The organism is Mesobacillus campisalis (genome assembly GCF_000986785.1).
GTDB classification, from domain to species: domain Bacteria; phylum Bacillota; class Bacilli; order Bacillales; family Cytobacillaceae; genus Mesobacillus_B; species Mesobacillus_B campisalis.
This window is the reverse complement of sequence record NZ_LAYY01000003.1, coordinates 190,721-209,561: the sequence shown is the minus strand read 5'-3', so window position 1 is coordinate 209,561 and position 18,841 is coordinate 190,721. Positions and strand designations below refer to the sequence as shown.

General features: G+C 48.3%; 20 protein-coding genes and 1 tRNA gene. 19 read left to right on the top strand and 2 right to left on the bottom strand.

Annotated elements, in window-relative coordinates:
• Nucleotides 1-189 precede the first annotated feature (189 nt).
• From WQ57_RS04230 to hisIE, 8 genes are read left to right on the top strand one after another with little or no spacing between them, the layout of a single operon-like run.
• Nucleotides 190-1,377: an ATP phosphoribosyltransferase regulatory subunit gene (locus WQ57_RS04230; protein ID WP_046522471.1), complete on the top strand. Its 1,188-nt coding sequence runs from the start codon at nt 190-192 to the stop codon at nt 1,375-1,377.
• Nucleotides 1,370-1,993: an ATP phosphoribosyltransferase gene (gene hisG / locus WQ57_RS04225; RefSeq protein WP_046522470.1), complete on the top strand. Its 624-nt coding sequence runs from the start codon at nt 1,370-1,372 to the stop codon at nt 1,991-1,993. Before WQ57_RS04230 ends, hisG begins: the two co-directional genes overlap by 8 nt.
• Before the next feature lie 41 nt (nt 1,994-2,034).
• Nucleotides 2,035-3,306, top strand: a complete 1,272-nt coding sequence (gene hisD, locus WQ57_RS04220; RefSeq protein ID WP_046522469.1) for a histidinol dehydrogenase — start codon at nt 2,035-2,037, stop codon at nt 3,304-3,306.
• 24 nt (nt 3,307-3,330) lie between these two features.
• Nucleotides 3,331-3,918: an imidazoleglycerol-phosphate dehydratase HisB gene (gene hisB / locus WQ57_RS04215; RefSeq protein WP_046522468.1), complete on the top strand. Its 588-nt coding sequence runs from the start codon at nt 3,331-3,333 to the stop codon at nt 3,916-3,918.
• Nucleotides 3,919-4,545 carry an imidazole glycerol phosphate synthase subunit HisH gene (gene hisH, locus WQ57_RS04210; RefSeq protein WP_046522467.1) on the top strand — a complete coding sequence of 209 codons (627 nt, stop codon included), beginning with the start codon at nt 3,919-3,921 and terminating at the stop codon, nt 4,543-4,545.
• 14 nt (nt 4,546-4,559) lie between these two features.
• Nucleotides 4,560-5,297: a 1-(5-phosphoribosyl)-5-[(5-phosphoribosylamino)methylideneamino]imidazole-4-carboxamide isomerase gene (gene hisA / locus WQ57_RS04205; protein WP_046522466.1), complete on the top strand. Its 738-nt coding sequence runs from the start codon at nt 4,560-4,562 to the stop codon at nt 5,295-5,297.
• The gene (hisF, locus tag WQ57_RS04200) at nt 5,291-6,049 is read left to right on the top strand and encodes an imidazole glycerol phosphate synthase subunit HisF (protein ID WP_046522465.1); all 759 of its coding nucleotides are present in this window, start codon (nt 5,291-5,293) and stop codon (nt 6,047-6,049) included. The genes hisA and hisF overlap by 7 nt, the downstream gene beginning before the upstream one ends.
• Entirely contained in the window at nt 6,046-6,678 is a 633-nt protein-coding gene (gene hisIE, locus WQ57_RS04195) for a bifunctional phosphoribosyl-AMP cyclohydrolase/phosphoribosyl-ATP diphosphatase HisIE (protein ID WP_046522464.1), read from the top strand. The genes hisF and hisIE overlap by 4 nt, the downstream gene beginning before the upstream one ends.
• 37 nt (nt 6,679-6,715) lie before the next feature.
• On the opposite strand, the gene WQ57_RS04190 is transcribed toward hisIE, so the two are convergent.
• The gene (locus WQ57_RS04190) at nt 6,716-7,684 is read right to left on the bottom strand and encodes a nuclease-related domain-containing protein (RefSeq protein WP_046522463.1); all 969 of its coding nucleotides are present in this window, start codon (nt 7,682-7,684) and stop codon (nt 6,716-6,718) included.
• 387 nt (nt 7,685-8,071) lie between these two features.
• Between WQ57_RS04190 and WQ57_RS04185 the strand changes: the two genes are divergently transcribed.
• From WQ57_RS04185 to WQ57_RS04155, 7 genes are all read left to right on the top strand, one after another.
• Nucleotides 8,072-9,562, top strand: a complete 1,491-nt coding sequence (locus WQ57_RS04185) for a tetratricopeptide repeat protein (RefSeq protein WP_046522462.1) — start codon at nt 8,072-8,074, stop codon at nt 9,560-9,562.
• Between the two features lie 167 nt (nt 9,563-9,729).
• A complete protein-coding gene (gene trxB / locus WQ57_RS04180) occupies nt 9,730-10,680 on the top strand; it encodes a thioredoxin-disulfide reductase (protein ID WP_046522461.1) in 951 nt (316 codons plus the stop codon).
• 445 nt (nt 10,681-11,125) lie between these two features.
• Nucleotides 11,126-11,584 carry an NUDIX hydrolase gene (locus tag WQ57_RS04175; protein ID WP_046522460.1) on the top strand — a complete coding sequence of 153 codons (459 nt, stop codon included), beginning with the start codon at nt 11,126-11,128 and terminating at the stop codon, nt 11,582-11,584.
• A gap of 30 nt (nt 11,585-11,614) precedes the next feature.
• Nucleotides 11,615-12,508, top strand: a complete 894-nt coding sequence (gene rapZ, locus WQ57_RS04170) for an RNase adapter RapZ (RefSeq protein WP_046522459.1) — start codon at nt 11,615-11,617, stop codon at nt 12,506-12,508.
• Between the two features lie 2 nt (nt 12,509-12,510).
• Nucleotides 12,511-13,488, top strand: coding sequence for a gluconeogenesis factor YvcK family protein (locus WQ57_RS04165; RefSeq protein WP_046522522.1), 978 nt, complete (start codon nt 12,511-12,513; stop codon nt 13,486-13,488).
• 191 nt (nt 13,489-13,679) lie between these two features.
• Complete coding sequence (gene whiA, locus WQ57_RS04160; RefSeq protein WP_046522458.1) at nt 13,680-14,627, top strand: DNA-binding protein WhiA; 948 nt, start codon at nt 13,680-13,682, stop codon at nt 14,625-14,627.
• Between the two features lie 27 nt (nt 14,628-14,654).
• Complete coding sequence (locus WQ57_RS04155) at nt 14,655-14,912, top strand: HPr family phosphocarrier protein (protein ID WP_046522457.1); 258 nt, start codon at nt 14,655-14,657, stop codon at nt 14,910-14,912.
• Between the two features lie 45 nt (nt 14,913-14,957).
• Here the strand turns inward: WQ57_RS04155 and clpP are convergent, their stop codons facing one another.
• Complete coding sequence (gene clpP, locus WQ57_RS04150; protein ID WP_046522456.1) at nt 14,958-15,560, bottom strand: ATP-dependent Clp endopeptidase proteolytic subunit ClpP; 603 nt, start codon at nt 15,558-15,560, stop codon at nt 14,958-14,960.
• Nucleotides 15,561-15,847: 287 nt separating this feature from the next.
• On the opposite strand from clpP, the gene WQ57_RS04145 reads away from it, so the two are divergent.
• The 4 genes from WQ57_RS04145 to WQ57_RS04130 all read left to right on the top strand — a co-directional run bounded on the left by WQ57_RS04145 (nt 15,848) and on the right by WQ57_RS04130 (nt 18,780).
• Nucleotides 15,848-15,919, top strand: a tRNA-Arg gene (locus tag WQ57_RS04145).
• Nucleotides 15,920-16,170: 251 nt separating this feature from the next.
• Nucleotides 16,171-16,986, top strand: coding sequence for a reverse transcriptase domain-containing protein (locus WQ57_RS04140; RefSeq protein WP_052948636.1), 816 nt, complete (start codon nt 16,171-16,173; stop codon nt 16,984-16,986).
• Between the two features lie 181 nt (nt 16,987-17,167).
• Nucleotides 17,168-18,505, top strand: a complete 1,338-nt coding sequence (rpoN, locus tag WQ57_RS04135) for an RNA polymerase factor sigma-54 (RefSeq protein WP_046522455.1) — start codon at nt 17,168-17,170, stop codon at nt 18,503-18,505.
• Nucleotides 18,506-18,519: 14 nt separating this feature from the next.
• Nucleotides 18,520-18,780, top strand: a complete 261-nt coding sequence (locus WQ57_RS04130) for a glutaredoxin family protein (protein ID WP_084820149.1) — start codon at nt 18,520-18,522, stop codon at nt 18,778-18,780.
• Nucleotides 18,781-18,841: the final 61 nt, after the last annotated feature.

Here is an 18,841-nt window from a genome sequence, read left to right as displayed (position 1 = left end):
AAAAATAAGAAAAAACATGAATTTAAAGGAATTTTGTCTCTTTATGGCTAATTTGAATAAACAGACTTTTTTTATTGACTGATTTTGCCTGAAGCGTTAAACTACATATAACTTTATTTCATTACCATATTAGCGAACTAAAGTACCGGTGAAAAAGGGAAATAGTTTTTGACAGATGGGGGAAAGCATATGAGCCGGTTATTTATGTTTGAGAAACCATTGGGAATGAGGGATTCTCTTCCTGATATATACGAAACAAAGCAGCATGTGCGCTCGGCGCTTGAGGGAGAAATCAGGCAGTGGGGCTATCAGTTCATTGGCACTCCGACACTTGAATATTATGAAACCGTTGGAACGGCATCCGCGATCCTCGATCAGCAGCTCTTCAAGCTGCTGGACCGTGAAGGCCACACGCTGGTGCTCCGTCCCGATATGACCGCGCCGATTGCCAGGGTGGCTGCTTCCAAGCTTTTAAAAGACGATTTGCCATTCAGGCTTGCCTATTCAGCCAACGTATTCCGGGCGCAGCAGCGCGAAGGCGGAAGGCCGGCGGAATTTGAACAGGTTGGAGTGGAATGCATTGGGGATGGAACAGTCAGTGCTGACGGGGAAATGATTGCCCTGGCCATTTCGTCGCTTAAGGAAGCTGGCCTTAAGGATTTTCAGCTCTCCGTTGGGAACGCGGGATTTGTACGGGAATTGTTTCTGCAAATCCTCGGGACAGAAGAACGCGTCCAGGAATTGACAAGATTTTTATATGAAAAAAATTATGTTGGCTATAGGGAGCATGTCAAATCCCTTCCGCTGTCCTCCATTGACAGCCAGCGCCTGCTGGCCTTTCTCGAACTGCGCGGCGGTCCGGAAGTCATTGGCAGGGCACTTGACCTTGTTGAAAATGAAGAAGGGAAGGAAGCCGTTCTCCAATTGGAAAGGCTGTGGGAGATTATCACCGATTATGGGGCGGCCTCCCATATCAAATTCGATTTGACTCTTGTCAGCCACATGAGCTACTATACAGGAATTTTGTTTGAAATTTATTCGGGGAAAGTGGGCTTCCCGATTGGAAATGGCGGCCGCTATGACGGCCTGCTTCAGAAGTTCGGAAAATCAACCTCGGCTACAGGATTTGCCTTCCGCCTTGACCGCTTGATTGAAGCATTGGGCGAGCTGGATGAAACAGTTCCGGTTTCCTGCATCCTGTTCAGCGCTGAACGGCGAAAAGAGGCGTGCCTGTTGGCTAATAAGCAGCGTACCTCCGGGCAGCGGGTCGTCCTCCAGGACATCAGCGGCGTAAAAAACATTGATGCCTGCACCAGTAAATATAACGACGTCACGTTTTTAGTGGGCAAAGCAGGAAAGGAGCCGGACCATGACTGAACAATTAACAATTGCCATGCCAAAGGGAAGAATCTTCGAGGAAGCAGCCGAACTGCTGAGGACCGCAGGATACACGCTGCCACCCGAGTTTGATGACTCCAGGAAACTGATTATCGATGTAGCGGAAGAAAATTTCCGGTTCATCCTGTCCAAGCCAATGGATGTTGCCACCTATGTGGAACATGGGGTCGCAGACCTTGGCATTGCCGGGAAGGATGTTCTGCTAGAGGAAGAACGGGACGTTTACGAGCTGCTCGATTTAAAAATCAGCCCCTGCTATCTGGCGGTTGCCGGACTGCCGGGCACAAAAATGAATGATGTAGCGCCGAAAGTGGCGACCAAATATCCCAAAGTGGCGGAAGCCTTTTTCCGTGAACAAGGTGAGCAGGTTGAAATCATTAAATTGAACGGGTCAATTGAACTGGCACCATTAATTGGCCTGTCCGACAGGATTGTCGACATCGTGTCAACCGGCAGGACGCTGAAGGAAAATGGATTGGTTGAGTTCGAAACCATCACCCCAATCACCTCAAGGCTGATCGTCAACCCGGTCAGCTACCGGATGAAAGATGAACGTATCAGCGCAATGGTAAATGCGCTCAGCAAAGTCATATAAGTCGGGGATGTTCCCGACGAGTTCGTGAAAGGATGATTGTATTGAAGATTGTAAAGGTCAGCGGCGAGGTGTCCATTAAAAGAAGTGTCGATAGCGGAAGTGAAGACCAGAGGCAGGCCGTGAAGAAAATCCTTGCTGATGTCCGCCGCTCCGGGGATGAAGCCCTTAAAGCCTACACGGAAAAGTTTGACCATGTGAGGATGGAAACTTTTTTGGTGGAGCCGGAAGAAATCAGGGAAGCCTACAATTTGGTCGATGAAAGCATGGTCCAGATTATTGCCGATGCGGCCGAAAATATCCGTGCTTATCATGAAAAGCAGCTGCGGCCTTCCTGGCTGACGACAGAAGAAAACGGCACAATCCTCGGGCAAAAAGTGACTCCTCTTGATTCTGTCGGAGTTTATGTTCCCGGCGGAACCGCGGCCTATCCATCTTCTGTGCTGATGAATGTGGTTCCTGCCAAGGTGGCCGGAGTTAAGCGGATTGTGATGGTCTCGCCTCCCGGAGCGGATGGGAAGCTTCCCGCCGGGGTCCTGGTGGCCGCCGACCTGGCAGGCGTGAAGGAAATCTACAAGGTGGGCGGGGCCCAGGCAATCGGAGCCCTCGCTTACGGTACCGAAAGCATTGCGCCAGTCGATAAAATTACCGGCCCCGGCAATATATTTGTTGCCCTTGCAAAGCGGGAGGTATTCGGGGACGTCGACATTGATATGATTGCCGGTCCAAGTGAAATCGCGGTCCTGGCTGATGACACAGCGAATGCGGACGAAGTAGCCGCCGATCTGCTGTCACAGGCAGAGCATGACACAAGGGCAAGCAGTGTCCTTGTCACTCCTTCGGCTGCGTTGGCGGAGGGTGTGCAGCGTGAAGTGGCCGTCCAGCTTGCGGTATTGCCGCGCCAGGAGATAGCTTCCAGGTCGATCGAAGACTTTGGTGCCATCTATCTGGCTGCCGACATGGAAGAAGCCGTTGAAACTGTGAACCAGCTTGCGCCAGAGCATCTTGAAATCATGACTGAAAATGCGATGGAGCTGCTTGGGAAAATCCGCCATGCGGGTGCGATTTTTATCGGCCGTTACAGCTCCGAGCCGGTTGGCGACTATTTTGCCGGACCGAACCATGTGCTGCCGACCAACGGAACGGCCAGGTTCTCCAGTCCGCTCGGCGTCGAGGATTTTCAGAAGAAGTCGAGCATCATCGCCTACAGCGAAGAAGCGCTCCGCGAAAACGGCGCGAAGATTGCCAAGTTTGCGCGCCTGGAGGGGCTTGAGGCCCATGCCCGGGCCGTGGAAGCACGATTGAAAAAGAACTAAACCTTTAGTCTGGAGGAAACATAGATGGAAAGATCCGCAAGCATTAGCCGCAAAACGAATGAAACAAATATCCAGCTGACCCTTGGAGTGGACGGTGAAGGCAAGTCCGAGCTTGAAACGGGTGTCCCGTTTCTTTCCCACATGCTTGATTTGTTTGCCAAGCACGGCCAGTTTGATTTGACTGTCCTGGCACAGGGAGACACAGAGATTGATGACCACCACACAACCGAGGACATCGGCATCTGCCTTGGACAGGCTTTGCGCGAGGCATTGGGCGATAAAAAAGGCATCAAGCGCTACGGCAATGCGTTCGTCCCGATGGATGAAGCGCTCGCCCAGGTTGTCATCGACCTGAGCAACCGCCCGCATCTGGAATTGCGCGGCGAGTTTCCGGCGCAAAGGGTCGGCACATTCGATACAGAGCTTGTCCATGAATTTTTATGGAAGCTGGCCATCGAAGCCCGCATGAATCTCCATGTAGTCGTTCACTACGGCAAAAATACCCACCATATCATTGAAGCGGTGTTCAAGGCACTGGCGCGGGCACTGGATGAAGCCACGACCATCGACCCGCGTGTCAAAGGAATCCCATCCTCGAAAGGAATGCTGTAGATGATTGGGATCGTCGATTATGGAATGGGCAATTTGTTCAGCGTCTCCAAGGCCCTGGAGCGGCTTGAAATTCCTTATTTCATCTCTGAAGACCCAGAGGAACTGCGGAAAGCGGACGCTTTGCTGCTGCCTGGTGTCGGCTCATTCCGCGACGCGATGGAACGGCTGAATGCGCTGGGGCTTACGGAAATGATTAGGGACTATACAGCCGGCGGAAAGCCGCTTTTGGGCATCTGCCTAGGCATGCAGCTATTGTTCGAAGAGAGTATGGAAAATGGCGTGACCAAAGGACTCGGCCTGCTGCAAGGCAAGGTCGAGCGTTTTCCGGGAGTGACGGCGGAGGGAGAAGCCTACAAAGTCCCGCATATGGGGTGGAACAGGCTGCGGTTTGAAAACTCGTCGCCTCTCACGGAAAATATTTCAGAAGGCCATGTGTATTTTGTTCACTCATATTATGTGAAGACCGATGACAGTGACGTGTTGGTCGCGGTCAGTGATTATGATGTTGAGGTTCCGGCGGTGGTCGGACGCGGAAATATTTACGGAATGCAATTCCATCCTGAAAAAAGCAGTATGACCGGAATGGACCTGCTTCGCAATTTTACAAAAATGATTGGAACCAGATAAAGGGGTGCTGGACAATGAGTTTTATCATCTACCCGGCAATTGATATGAGGGGCGGAAAGTGTGTCCGGCTCCTCCAGGGGGATTATGGGAAAGAAACGGTTTATGGCGATTCGCCGTTTGATATGGCGAAGTCGTTTGCAGAATCAGGGGCAGAGTGGATCCACATGGTTGACCTTGATGGCGCTCGTGACGGCAAACGTGTCAATGATACATACGTCATCAAGGCAGCCCGCGAGCTGAACGCTTCCGTCCAGATTGGCGGCGGCATCAGAAGCGAAAGCGATATTGCGCATTACCTGGAAAATGGTGTATCAAGGGTGATCATCGGAAGCATTGCGATTTCAAATCCGGAATTCGCCGAAGAGATGGTCCGGAAATATCCCGGGAAGATTGCGATTGGCATTGACGCGAAAAATGGGTATGTGGCGACGCATGGCTGGCTGTCCACATCCGAAGTGAAGGCAGTCGACCTTGGCAAGCGGTTTGCTCATGCGGGGGCGGAAACCTTCATCTTCACCGACATTGCCACCGATGGCATGCTGTCCGGGCCCAATCTTGAGGCAGTGGCCCTGATGGCAGCCGAAACAGGGAAAAACGTCATTGCTTCCGGAGGCGTCAGCTCTCTTGAAGACCTGGCAGCACTTAAGGAGCTGGAGACATCCGGCGTGGGCGGAGCGATCGTCGGCAAGGCCCTTTATGAGGGGCGTTTTACGGTAAAAGAAGCACTGGAAGCGGTGAAGAAACCATGCTGACCAAACGAATCATTCCCTGCCTGGATGTTAAAGACGGACGTGTTGTGAAGGGCATTCAGTTTGTCCAGCTTCGCGACGCGGGAGACCCGGTGGAACTGGCACGTTTTTATGACCAGCAGGGTGCCGATGAACTGGTGTTTCTTGATATTTCCGCTTCGCATGAAGGCCGGAAGACAATGGTCGAAGTGGTCAAAGCGGTCGCTTCCGAACTTGCGATTCCCTTTACGGTCGGAGGCGGCATCAACTCGCTCGACGACATGAAGCGAATCTTGCGCTCGGGCGCCGACAAGGTGAGCCTGAATACAGCTGCGGTCATGAATCCCGGCCTAATCACGGAAGGAGCCGATTTCTTCGGCACCCAATGCATTGTTGTGGCAATCGATGCCAAATATGATGAAGAGCTTGGATCATGGCGCGTCTACACCCACGGCGGGCGGAAAGCCACCGAACTTGAAGTCATCGAATGGGCGATGCAGGCAGTCCGCCTCGGAGCGGGGGAATTGCTTTTGACCTCCATGGATAGCGATGGTGAAAAGAAGGGCTTTGATCTGGAGTTGACGAAGGCAGTCAGTGAAGCGGTTCCTGTGCCGGTGATAGCTTCCGGCGGAGCCGGGAATGCCGAGCATTTTGCCCAAGCTTTTACCGAAGGAAAGGCAGATGCCGCCCTGGCAGCATCCATTTTCCATTACAAAGAAACCTCGGTGGCCGAAGTGAAAGCTTACCTCCGTGAAAAAGGAGTGGAAGTCCGATGAACAACTTGAAATTTGACGAGAACGGCCTGATTCCGGCCGTCGTCCAGGATTCAGCGACCCTTGAGGTCCTGACGGTCGCCTACATGAATGCCGAGTCGCTGGAAAAGTCGATTGCGAGCGGCGAGACCTGGTTTTACAGCCGGTCGCGTGCTAAGCTTTGGCATAAAGGAGCAACGAGCGGCAACACCCAGAAGATTGTCGAACTCAGGTATGACTGTGATGGCGATGCTTTAGTCGTGCTGGTTGAACCGGCGGGCCCTGCCTGCCATACGGGTGCGGTAAGCTGCTTCTCGGAGAAGCTGGTAGAGGCTGCTTCGGGCAATGGTGCAAGTGCTTCCGACCTTCAAATTCTCTCCCGTCTGGAAAAAGTAATTGCCGACCGCGAACGCGATATGCCGGAAGGCGCCTACACCACATACCTTTTCGAAAAAGGCGTGGATAAAATTTTGAAAAAGGTTGGCGAAGAAGCCTCCGAAGTCATCATCGCCGCGAAAAACCGCGACGCCGAAGAGCTGAAATGGGAAGCTGCCGACCTGATGTACCACCTTCTCGTCCTGCTACGCGAGCAGAACCTTCCATTGAAGGAAGTCCTGGGCGTGCTGGAACAGCGGCATGAAGGAAAAAAATAAATTTATGATGACCGGCCTTTCGATAGGGCCGGTTTTTTTATGTGTTGTAGGATTTTGGGCAGTAGATGCGGTCTTTGCGGAAGCCGGTGTGGGGGAGGTTCATGGCTGTCACCAGCTTGGAGACAAGCTTTTGGTTGGGCAGGTGAAGGAATTCTTGCAATTGTCGGTTCGAAGCAGTTGGAGAAAATAATAAGAAATAATCATTGATAGCGGCATAGTGCGCATCCTTGGAAGTATGTCCGCAAGCAGGACATTTCCAGAAACCCGGTATCCGGTACATATGGTATTTTAAGCAAAGAGGACATTGAACGCCCGTGATATAGTCGGTTTGCGGTATGTTGTGGGCCGTATAGGAGGGTGTTTCAGGTATATGATGCTTTAGAAGAGTCCTTGTCCATTTATTAAGATCCTTTGTGCATAAAACTTCCTTTGGATATTGCTTCTTAAGTTTATCAATTTTAAAAATGAGGTTTCCTGGTAAACACACTTTGTCATATACCTCGCGTGAATGGCTCGGATTCTTCAAAATGGTAGTTGATTTTCCGAAGGATACGAGGAAAGCAATTGGGGCAAGCGGGAGCCTGTGCTCTTTCATCCAGCCGGAAAGCAGGTATTGATGTCGTTTTGCCTGTAAGATTGGGTCTTCAAACCCTTCTTCCTGTTCATTTAAAATTCTGATTACCTGGCTGAAACCTGAATTAAATACGATTTCTCCCGAGAAATTTTTGACGAAAAGAGGAAGAACTAAATAAGGGGATAGGAGAAGATGATCGATTTGAAAAATGAGACCCTTATGCTGCAGGCGGATATCCTGAAAGATGAAGAACTCCTTATCGGGGAGCAGGCTCAAAAAATAATCGACCTCTTCTTCTCCGCGGAGACCTGCCTTCCGTTTGGCCAAGTCCTGTGTGATTTTGTTAATTCGGGGGTCCCATGGAGGAATCCTCCGGAGAATCGCTTCATTAATTCTGATTTTTAAAGGTTTAACTCTATATTTAATTATCAAAAACACCACTCCTTTTGGTGTACGCTTCTTCAACTCTTGGAATAATTCCTGCAGGAAACATAGATCTCCATAAAATCGTCAAAAATCTTCTTTTATCCCATGAAAAATCACCAACTTCTCATCGAAGAGGATGTTTCTTTTAATTTACTCTACGGTTTAGTAGGTTTACTCAACGGAATTTCTGGTTTACTCTACAATATTCTTAGTTTACTCCACACTTTTTTGTATTTACTCTACGAAATGATCACTTTACTCTACAAACACCATTTATTGGGAAAATGGTTAGCTGTTGTATAATCATAACACTTGGAAAACAATGATTCCCCTTTCTCCCCACCACACCCTATGTTATAATACATTGGTTAAAAACCTTTTATGGAGGGCTAAATGGGAGAAGACTCTAAAGCAAGAAAACCAAAAGGACAGCTGTTGTCATTTGTGCCGACAGGTGAATACTACTTCTCCAAGGGTGTTAAGGCGTACCACCGCCGTGATTTGCATAAGGCTTACAAATTTTTTAGCCGGGCGATGGAACTGGAGCCAGGCGAACCAATGATTGTCTGCCAGCTTGCGATTGTGGCGACCGAACTGGGAGATTACCAGCAGGCGGTCACCCTTCTGAAGGAAATTCTCGAAGAGTTGGACGAAGAAATGGTAGATTGCCATTACTTCTTAGCTAATAACTATGCTCACATGGGTTTGTTTAAAGATGCTTACCATCATGCCAATTTATACTTGGAGCTGAATCGTGACGGGGAGTTCACGGCTGATGCAGAAGAGCTGCTCGAACTGATTTTGCTTGAAGCGGAAGAGTTGGATGATGACATACATGAAGAAGACGGGCTGATTGCCAAGCAGGAGGAAGCAAGGAAGCGTCTTGAGGAAGGCGAGTTTCCGGAAGCAATCGAGATATTCGAGGAACTGGTCGAAGAGTTTCCAGAATATTGGTCTGCCTACAATAACCTTGCACTGGCCTATTTTTATCTCGGACAGCCGAAAAAGGCGAATGAGATTCTCGAGCTTGTACTGGAAAAAAATCCGGGAAACCTGCACGCGCTTTGCAATATGCTGGTGTTCGCCTACTACGAAAACCGTACAAAGCAGGTAAGGGAAATGACAAAGATGCTTGCGAAAATCCAGCCAATGCTGATGGAGCAGCAATTCAAGCTTGGAGCCACTTTTTCGCTTGTCGGCGAATACGAACTTGGCTACAAATGGCTGAAAAAACTGCACAAAACGGGTCATGAAGGTGACGGAGCATTTTATTACTGGCTGGCAACTTCTTCTTATTATACAGGGCGTGAGCAGGCCGCCAGGGAATACTGGAAAAGAGTGCTTGAGTACAGCCCGGATAAAGAAGGCCACGAGCCATGGAGAGACAAGAATGTTGCTCTTGATTCCCAGGTATCCTCGATTATCAGCAGACTTCAGAGCGAGTATCCGGAGGAGCGACTGTTTGCCTTGTTCCTGGCGTCCGTTTCGGGTAAAAAGGAAGAAATCCTTTCCGCAGGGAAAATTGCCGACAACCTGACTGGCCTGGAGCGGGAATACTTTCAGTACGTGGAATCGGGACAATCGCTGGCTGGTACGGAGGCGATCCTCGGTGCCCACGAAACAGCGCTTGTACTGTACGACTTCCACCGCCCGATCAAGGATGAGGAAGCAGGGATCTACCTGATCTGGTTTGCTGTTTTTGACCAGGCTGTCAAGGACGGCTTGAACTTGAAAAATAAAAAAGCCTGGGCAGCCGCCGTGGAATATGTTTGGGATAAAGTGCGCCAAAGCAGGACAACCAAGCAAGCAATCGCCAAAAAGTATGGACTATCAGCATCAACCCTAAACAAATACATCAAACTCGTAGACAGCTGTCTAACATAAAACATGGGGACGGTTCTTCTGCTTCATTTTGAAGCAGAAGAACCGTCCCTTTGCTTCGTTATAAGCAGATTCATGGACTCTTTCGGGTTAGTTTTATAGGATATGGGTAGGTAGTTAATACTATGATAAGTATAGACGCAGGAGTTAGTGATAAAGGAGTGGAAATGATGTCTGAAGAGAAAGTGTATGATGTGATTATTATTGGGGCAGGTCCTGCCGGCATGACGGCGGCTGTTTATACATCACGTGCCAACTTGTCGACGCTGATGCTGGAGCGCGGGGTTCCTGGCGGCCAGATGGCCAATACGGAGGAAGTCGAGAACTATCCGGGATTTGATCATATTTTAGGACCGGAACTATCGACCAAAATGTTTGAGCATGCCAAAAAATTCGGCGCGGAATATGCTTACGGTGATGTAAAGGAAATCATCGATGGCAAGGAATATAAAACGGTTATAGCCGGATCCAAGCAGTATAAAGCACATGCCGTCATCCTTTCTGCAGGCGCAGAATATAAAAAGCTAGGCATTCCAGGCGAGCAGGAGCTTGGCGGGCGCGGTGTTTCTTATTGCGCGGTTTGTGATGGAGCCTTCTTTAAGAACAGAGAGCTGGTTGTAGTTGGCGGCGGTGACTCAGCTGTTGAAGAAGGGGTGTACCTGACCCGCTTTGCCTCAAAAGTTACGATTGTCCACCGCCGTGATGAGCTGCGTGCACAGCCAATCCTTCAGGACCGGGCGTTTGCCAATGACAAGATTGACTTCATCTGGAGCCATACTGTCAAGGAGATCAATGATCAGGACGGTAAAGTTGGCAGTGTGACGCTTGTTTCCACGAAGACCGGTGAAGAAAGGGAATTCAAGGCAGACGGCGTGTTCATTTACATTGGCATGGTTCCGCTCACGAAGCCGTTTGAGAATCTTGGCATCACCAACAGCAACGGCTATATCGAAACAAACGAAAAGATGGAAACAAAGGTACCGGGAATTTACGCAGCCGGGGATATTCGCGAAAAATCGCTTCGCCAGATTGTCACGGCTACTGGAGATGGAAGCATCGCTGCCCAGCAGGCACAGCATTATGTGGAAGAACTGAAAGAAGAATTGAAAGCCAAGGCATAATTTAAAATGGGTCAAATCCCTGTCATGTCGTTTGTTTTGATGTACAGGAAAAATTTACACAACGTAATTTTATATTAACTCGACTGTAACAGTAGTGAAACAATTATCGGGTAATATAGAAATAGAAATTGACCCCCTTTTAAAAATATAATCCTTTGACGGCACAGGTTCTCCTGTGCTCTTTTTTTATGTACATCCATGTAGTACAGGCTCTCAAAACGCTTTATAACACTTTTGTTCTGGAATAGGATGAAAGTGAATACCGTTTGCAAAATTATCAATTTTGCATTCATTGTGGCGCGTTTCTAAAAATAGTATAATGAAAACAATGAAAAGTCCGGCTGCTTTGGTTGTTTTATGGCGACCCATTCATTTTGGCAGAGGATCCAAGGAAATGGCCTCTTAGCCTAAATACCGGGCGATCACAGAAAAGTAGGTGAAGTCAATGCAGCGAGTGGCGAACTGTCTTCTCGTGAAAGATAACAAAGTGCTGCTGCTTCAAAAACCACGCCGCGGGTGGTGGGTTGCTCCTGGCGGGAAAATGGAGCCTGGCGAAACCGCAAAGGAATCCTGCATACGTGAATACCGTGAAGAGACAGGGATTTATTTGCTTAATCCGAAAATAAAAGGAATTTTCACCTTCGTAATAAAAGAGGAAGACCAGGTCGTTTCCGAGTGGATGATGTTTACCTTCAATGCCACCGAATCAACCGGCGTCCATCTTGAGCGATCCGAGGAGGGCGTTCTTGCATGGCATGACACGGAAGAGATCAAAAACCTCCCAATGGCCGCAGGAGATTACCATATCCTTGATTATATGGTTCACGGGCAGGGAATTATTTATGGAACGTTTACCTACACGCCTGATTTTGAGCTGATCAACTACAGGCTGGATCCAAACTAACACATATTCTATCTGTTCGGGGGAATGAAAATGAGCACCGGTTCGACAAATGATACCCAAATGGTCATTATTACAGGGATGTCAGGTGCGGGAAAAACGGTTGCGATTCAGAGCTTTGAAGATTTGGGCTTCTTTTGCGTCGATAACCTTCCGCCAACCTTGCTCCCAAAATTTCTGGAGTTAATGAAGGAATCCGGAAATAAAATGAATAAAGTGGCGTTGGTCATGGATTTGCGAGGCCGGGAATTTTTCGACTCCCTCTTTAAGGCATTGGACGATTTGTCCGAAACGTCATGGGTCGCTCCGCAAATCCTGTTCCTTGACGCGGATGACTCCACACTTGTGCGCCGCTATAAGGAGACAAGGCGCTTCCATCCGCTGGCACAGAACGGCCTGCCGCTCGAGGGCATCAAGCTTGAGCGGGACCTGCTGGAGGAGCTGAAAGGCAGGGCGCAGACGATTTACAATACATCCGAGTTAAAGCCGAAGGAGCTGCGCGAAAAGATCCTCGAGGAGTTCTCGGTAAATAAGAAAGCGACGTTTACGGTCAATGTGATGTCCTTTGGATTCAAGCATGGTATCCCTATTGATGCCGATTTGGTGTTCGATGTGCGATTCCTGCCGAATCCGTTCTATATTGAACATATGAGGCCTAAGACCGGTCTTGATCAAGATGTGTCCACATATGTTCTAAAATGGAATGAGACGCATAAATTCCTTGAAAAGGTTACTGATTTGCTTGCCTTTATGCTCCCGCATTACAAACGGGAAGGCAAAGCCCAGCTGATTATTGCCATTGGCTGCACAGGCGGGCAGCATCGCTCAGTGGCCCTTGCTGAACATATCGCCAGGCATTTTGAGACAGATTATCAAACAAGAGTAACGCATCGGGATATTGAAAAGAGGAAGGGAAAAGCAACATGAGCATGGAAGCTAAACCGAGAATCGTCGTCATCGGCGGTGGAACCGGCCTGCCTGTTTTACTCAGGGGTTTAAAAAAATACGATGTGGACATAACGGCCATTGTAACGGTGGCTGATGATGGCGGCAGCTCGGGACGGCTTCGGGATGAAATGCACATTCCTCCACCGGGGGATGTCCGCAATGTCATCGCCGCCCTGTCCGATGTGGAACCGCTTGTTGAAGAGATGTTCCAGCATCGCTTTAAGACATCGAACGAGCTTTCAGGTCATTCCCTGGGGAACCTGATCCTGGCGGCGATGACTTCGATTACCGGGAACTTCTCCCATGCTGTCCAGGAAATGAGCCGTGTGCTGAATGTTCGCGGCAAAATCCTTCCGGCTGCCAACCGAAGCGTGGTTCTTAAGGCAGAAATGGAAGACGGAAGCATTGTCAGCGGCGAGTCGAAGATTCCCTATTCCGGCAAGAAAATCCGCAAGGTCTTTCTCGATCCGGGAAATGTCAGGCCGCTTCCTGAAACCATTCAGGAGATCAGGAAGGCCGACCTGATTGTCATTGGACCTGGCAGCTTGTACACGAGCATCCTGCCGAACCTTTTGGTCAAGCGGCTCGGCGTGGAGGTTTGCAAGGCGAAGGCGCGAAAGGTCTATATTTGCAATTTGATGACCCAGGCAGGAGAGACGCTTGACTATACCGCGAGCGACCATGTCCAGGCCATCTACGATCATATGAACTGCGCTTTCATTGATACCATCCTTGTTAATAATGAGGCCATTCCGCCGGAAGTCGAGCTCCGTTATAAAGAGGAGCTTGCCAGGCCGGTCCAGTATGACTTTAAGCGTTTAAAAGAGATGGGTATTGAAATCCTGGAAGAAGAAATAGCCTATTTGGAAAACCAGGTCATCCGCCATGACACAAAGAAAGTGGCGGAAATTTTATATTCTCTGATTTTAAATGAAACCGAAAAGCGCAGGAAAGCGTAATACAATGATACAGGCGCCTGTCGGGGCAAAGCTGGCGCTTCCGCACTAAATGATATCCGGCTGCAGCGCCATGCCCCTCGGTCGCTTCGGTCCGTCCGATGAAGTCAAAGAACGACTTCACCTGCCGGCCCAGAGAGCGCCTGTCGGGGCAAAGCTGGCGCTTCCGCACTAATGATAAAGGAGGTGAGAGGATGTCTTTCGCTTCGGAAACGAAGAAGGAGCTGACGAATCTGGAGGTTAAAGGCTGCTGCAGCAAGGCCGAACTTTCCGCCCTGATTCGGATGAACGGTTCTCTTTCTTTCTCAAACCGCGAGCTGGTTGTCGATATTCAGACTGAAAACGCAGCCATTGCCCGCCGCATTTATACATTGGTGAAAATGAATTACCAAGTGCCGATGGAGCTTCTTGTCCGAAAAAAGATGCGGCTCAAGAAAAACAATGTCTATATTGTCCGCCTGAAGAACACAGCGAGAAAAGTACTGGAAGACTTGAAGATTTTGTCCGAGGATTTTTCCCTCGTGCATGATATTTCAGAGGACCTAGTAAAAAAGAAATGCTGCAAGCGTTCCTACTTAAGAGGCGCATTTCTCGCCGGCGGCTCGGTGAACAATCCGGAAACATCCTCGTATCACCTTGAAATTGCCTCGATGTACCAGGAACACAATCAGTCCCTATGCGAACTGATGAACAAATTCGGGCTGAACAGCAAAACGCTGGAACGCAAGAAAGGCTTTATTACCTATCTGAAAGAAGCCGAGAAAATCACTGAGTTCCTGAATGTCATAGGGGCCCATAATGCCCTGCTGCGATTTGAGGATATTCGCATTGTCCGCGATATGAGAAATTCGGTTAACCGCCTGGTAAATTGTGAAACGGCGAACTTGAATAAGACCATTGGTGCTGCGCTGCGGCAGGTTGAGAATATCCGATATATCGAGGAAACAGTCGGCCTTCAGATTCTCCCGGGCAAGCTGCGGGAAATTGCCGAACTGCGGGTAGCCCACCAGGATGTAACCCTCAAGGAATTGGGGGAGATGGTATCGGGCGGGGTGATCAGCAAATCCGGGATCAATCATCGCCTGCGTAAAATAGATGAAATTGCTGAAAAGCTCCGTGCTGGAGAAATGATACAACAATAATAATTTGTTTGAATGGGAGGAATACAGATGGTAGAAAGGCAAGTGGAAGTTAAATTGAAAACTGGTTTGCAGGCTCGCCCGGCGGCGATGTTCGTTCAGGAAGCCAATCGATTTTCTTCGGATGTGTTTATTGAGAAAGATGGCAAAAAAGTGAATGCGAAAAGCATTATGGGATTGATGAGCCTCGCGGTAAGTACGGGATCCATGATCACGCTTATTGCTGACGGGAATGACGAATCAGAAGCTCTAAACGCGTTAAGCGATTATATCCAGCGCGAAAGCTGAAATGAAAAACTCGCCCCATCGGATGGGAGCGAGTTTTCTTTTTGTTTATTTTTTGCTTTGTTCGTTTGGATTTCTGCTGACGATATGGTCGACAAGGCCGTACTCCTTGGCACGCTCTGCCGTCATAAAGTTGTCGCGCTCTGTGTCGCGGGCAATCACTTCAAGCGGCTGGCCAGTGCGCTCGGAAAGAATGCCATTCAGCTTGTCGCGCAAGAACAAAATGCGCTTTGCCGCGATCTCAATTTCTGTTGCCTGGCCTTGTGCTCCGCCAAGAGGCTGGTGGATCATCACTTCGGCGTTAGGAAGGGCGTAACGCTTGCCTTTTGTTCCGGCTGCAAGCAGGAATGCACCCATGGATGCTGCCATCCCGATACAGATGGTTTGGACTTCAGGCTTGATGAACTGCATGGTATCATAAATCGCCATGCCTGCCGTGATGCTGCCCCCCGGGCTGTTGATGTAGATGGAGATATCCTTCTCCGGATTTTCTGCTTCAAGGAAAAGCAGCTGAGCCACAATCGAGTTGGCAACATTATCATCAATCCCGCTTCCCAGCATGATGATGCGGTCTTTTAACAGGCGGGAATAAATATCGTAAGCACGTTCCCCGCGGTTTGTCTGTTCAATAACTGTAGGAATCAAATTCATTCTATTTCCTCCTTTTACATAAGGTTTTCCCGGACCACCCGAATGAAAGGGACTGGAAGCCGGGTTTGCTATGTATTTTTATGATACACTGATGGTCAATAAAGGTCAAACAAATCACTCTTGTCCGGCTATAATAACTGTTCGACATTTTACCAACACATTCCTCCGTTTCCATCTTACCCACCTGAATGAATTTTAAACAAAATCCCTCTTGCATTCTCGGGCAACATGCCCTATAATTAGTATTCGTACCGCACATCTGCTTTTGCAGAATAATAATTGAATAGGCCCTCGTGGTGCAATGGATAGCACGCAAGATTCCGGTTCTTGAAATTCGGGTTCGAATCCTGACGAGGGCGTCCTTAATATCGATATTTACGCTAATTTCCCTGCGATTAATCCTCGCAGGGATTTTTTTTTATTTTTTTTCGATATCTTTCACTTAAATGCTACGTAATAAAAACTACATATTTTCAGTTGATTTTGCAGAGGTCGATATATTTGGGTAGTGATAGTCGTGATTTGTCTCCTCTCATTTCCGCGTATGTATTGTCCTTTATTGCAGTTTGGACATATAGATAGAATAATAAATGAAAGAAGGGTGGATTGCATGCCAAAGAAAGGATTTGACATACCGAAGAAACATGTTTGGAAAGCATATAAAAAATGCAAAAATACAAAGGTAGTCGGTATAGATGGTCAAACCATGCGGGATTTCAAGGTAAATCGGTCGAAGCGAATTCATGAACTATGGAAGGAACTTTCATCGGGGAAGTATGTTCCTTCTCCTGTTCTCAGAACATACAGGCGCAAGAAACATGGCGGTTGGAGACCTCTGGGTATTACTACAGTAAGAGATCATCTCGTACAACAGTTATTAAGGGATCATCTGTTTTCTGCATTCAAGGAGCAGTGGCATCCTAACTCTTTTTTTCATTTGAAGGGTAAAAAAGAAGGAAAGAGAGCTACTCTAGCACCGAAACGTGACCGCTGGCTGCGCTATGAGTGGACCCTTATTGTTGACATTGAGAAATGTGCAGAAAACATTGACCATCAGACCCTTATGGATATGCTAAGAAAACATTTTAATAATTCCTGGGTATTGCTTTATACAGAACGATTGGTGAAAGCACCTGCACAAATGAACGATGGAACTTTAGTCAGAGGAATTAAAGGAATACCGCAAGGCAACAGTCTCAGTTATTTTCTGGTAGACTTCTACTTACATGATATTTTTGATCAATGGATGGAAAAGAATCATCCAAAAATTGTTTTCGAGCGCTTCCTTGATGATATTTATATTCATTGCCACAGTGAAGACGAAGCCCAAAACCTGCTCTCCCAGATTTCAGAAAGATTCACTCAGTATAAACTGAAAATAAACAAAAAGAAGACTAAAATTGTTTATGGTCAGGATGGGCTTTAAAATGACAGTCGTCTCCTTTAATATTCAAAATCTGATTTGCATTGGTGGGGAACTGCTGGAGAACGTTGATATATATGACGATTACCAACCTGCATTTATAGACCTTCCGCAAATATCACCAATACATCCCATTCACCTATTCGCAATTATCATGTAAAATGGTGGAAGGGAGGGAGATCGGATGGACTTGAAAGCCGGATTATGGCAGAAGCAGACATTGAAGCTGGCAATGACCCAGGAGCTGACCCAGGCGATTGCACTGTTGCAATATTCGTCCCAGGAGCTTGCAGCTTTTTTGGAAGAAAAGGCGAGTGAAAATCCGCTGCTCCAGGTGGATTTTAAAAATATCCGTACGATTGACCCGCGTGTGGGAACGAAAGTGAAAGCACGTACACCGAGCGAACGGGACCAAAAAAACTGGATCGACCAAATTGGCGAAATTCCGTACTCGCTTCAGGACCATTTGCGTTTTCAGCTTAATGTCTTGCCACTTGAAAAGGATGAGCGGAGGATTATCCAATTTTATATTGAGAACCTTGATGAAAACGGTTACTTGGGTGCGACGGTACAGGACGCCTGCGTGAAGCTTGGCATCACGGAAGACGAGGCCGAGAACGCACTTGTGCTCCTTCAGGGACTTGAGCCTTCAGGAGTGGGAGCACGGAGCCTCCAGGAATGCCTGCTGCTGCAGCTGCAGAGGATGAAGCCTGATAAGTGGAATTTCCTGGCCCAGACGGTGCTGGAAACCCACTTTATGCTGTTTGCCGAAAAGAAATGGAAGCTGCTGGCCAAACTATTGAAACTGGAACTTCGGGAAATCCAGCAAACGTTCGATTATATCCAGGTCCTTGACCCAAGGCCGGGAGCTGCTTTTTATTCTGAAAAGGCCGCCTATATTGTGCCCGATGTCATCGTTCGCGAGGAAAACGGCGGCCTGACCATCGGAATGGTTGATGAGACCGTTCCAAAGATTACATTTAATGAAGATTACTATCGGGAGCTGGCAGCTTACGGCGATCATGAAGTGGCCAGGTTTCTCCACGAAAAACAGCAGGATTTCCAATGGATTCTGAAAAGCCTTGAACAGCGCCGTGAAACCTTAATGAAGGTAGCAATTAAAATTGTTGAAAAACAGCCTGGTTTCATCCGGCAGGGGCGCTCGTTCCTCAAGCCGATGACGATGAAAGAGATTGCCGGAGAGCTTGGAATCCATGAATCGACCGTCAGCAGGGCAGTGCGGGAGAAGTACCTTCAAACGCCTGCAGGCACATTTGAAATGAAGTCGCTCTTTTCAAGCTCCATCCAGACGACCGAGCTTGAACAGACATCCTCGCAGCATGCTAAAGCCGCGATTGCCCAGCTTGTACAGGATGAAGACAAACAAAAGCCGCTATCGGATCAGGATATTGTCGAGCTATTGTCAGAGCGGGCGGGCATCGTCATCTCGAGGAGGACGGTGGCGAAGTATAGAGAACAGCTTGGGATTGCCTCGTCCTCGAAACGGAAAAGATTTTTGTAAAAGGTGGAAAAGTTTTGGAAAGCATAGTAAAACTATACATGAGGCAGCGCTGCCATTTGTGCGAAGACGCCAAAGCGCTGCTTGAGGAACTACAGAAGAATTGGCAATTCGATATAGTTGAAGTAGACATAGATGAAAGTGACGAGTTGACTGAACGCTATGGCATCACCATTCCGGTCATTGAATTGCACGGCGAAGAAATCCAGGCTGGCATTATTAACAAAAATTTTATAGTTGAAGCGTTTTCAAGAAAAAATGTCAAGTATATTGGTTGAATTGGCCAATCACTCCTGTTAGAATGATACATGAATCAGGGGTGATTTTTTTTTTGAGTAA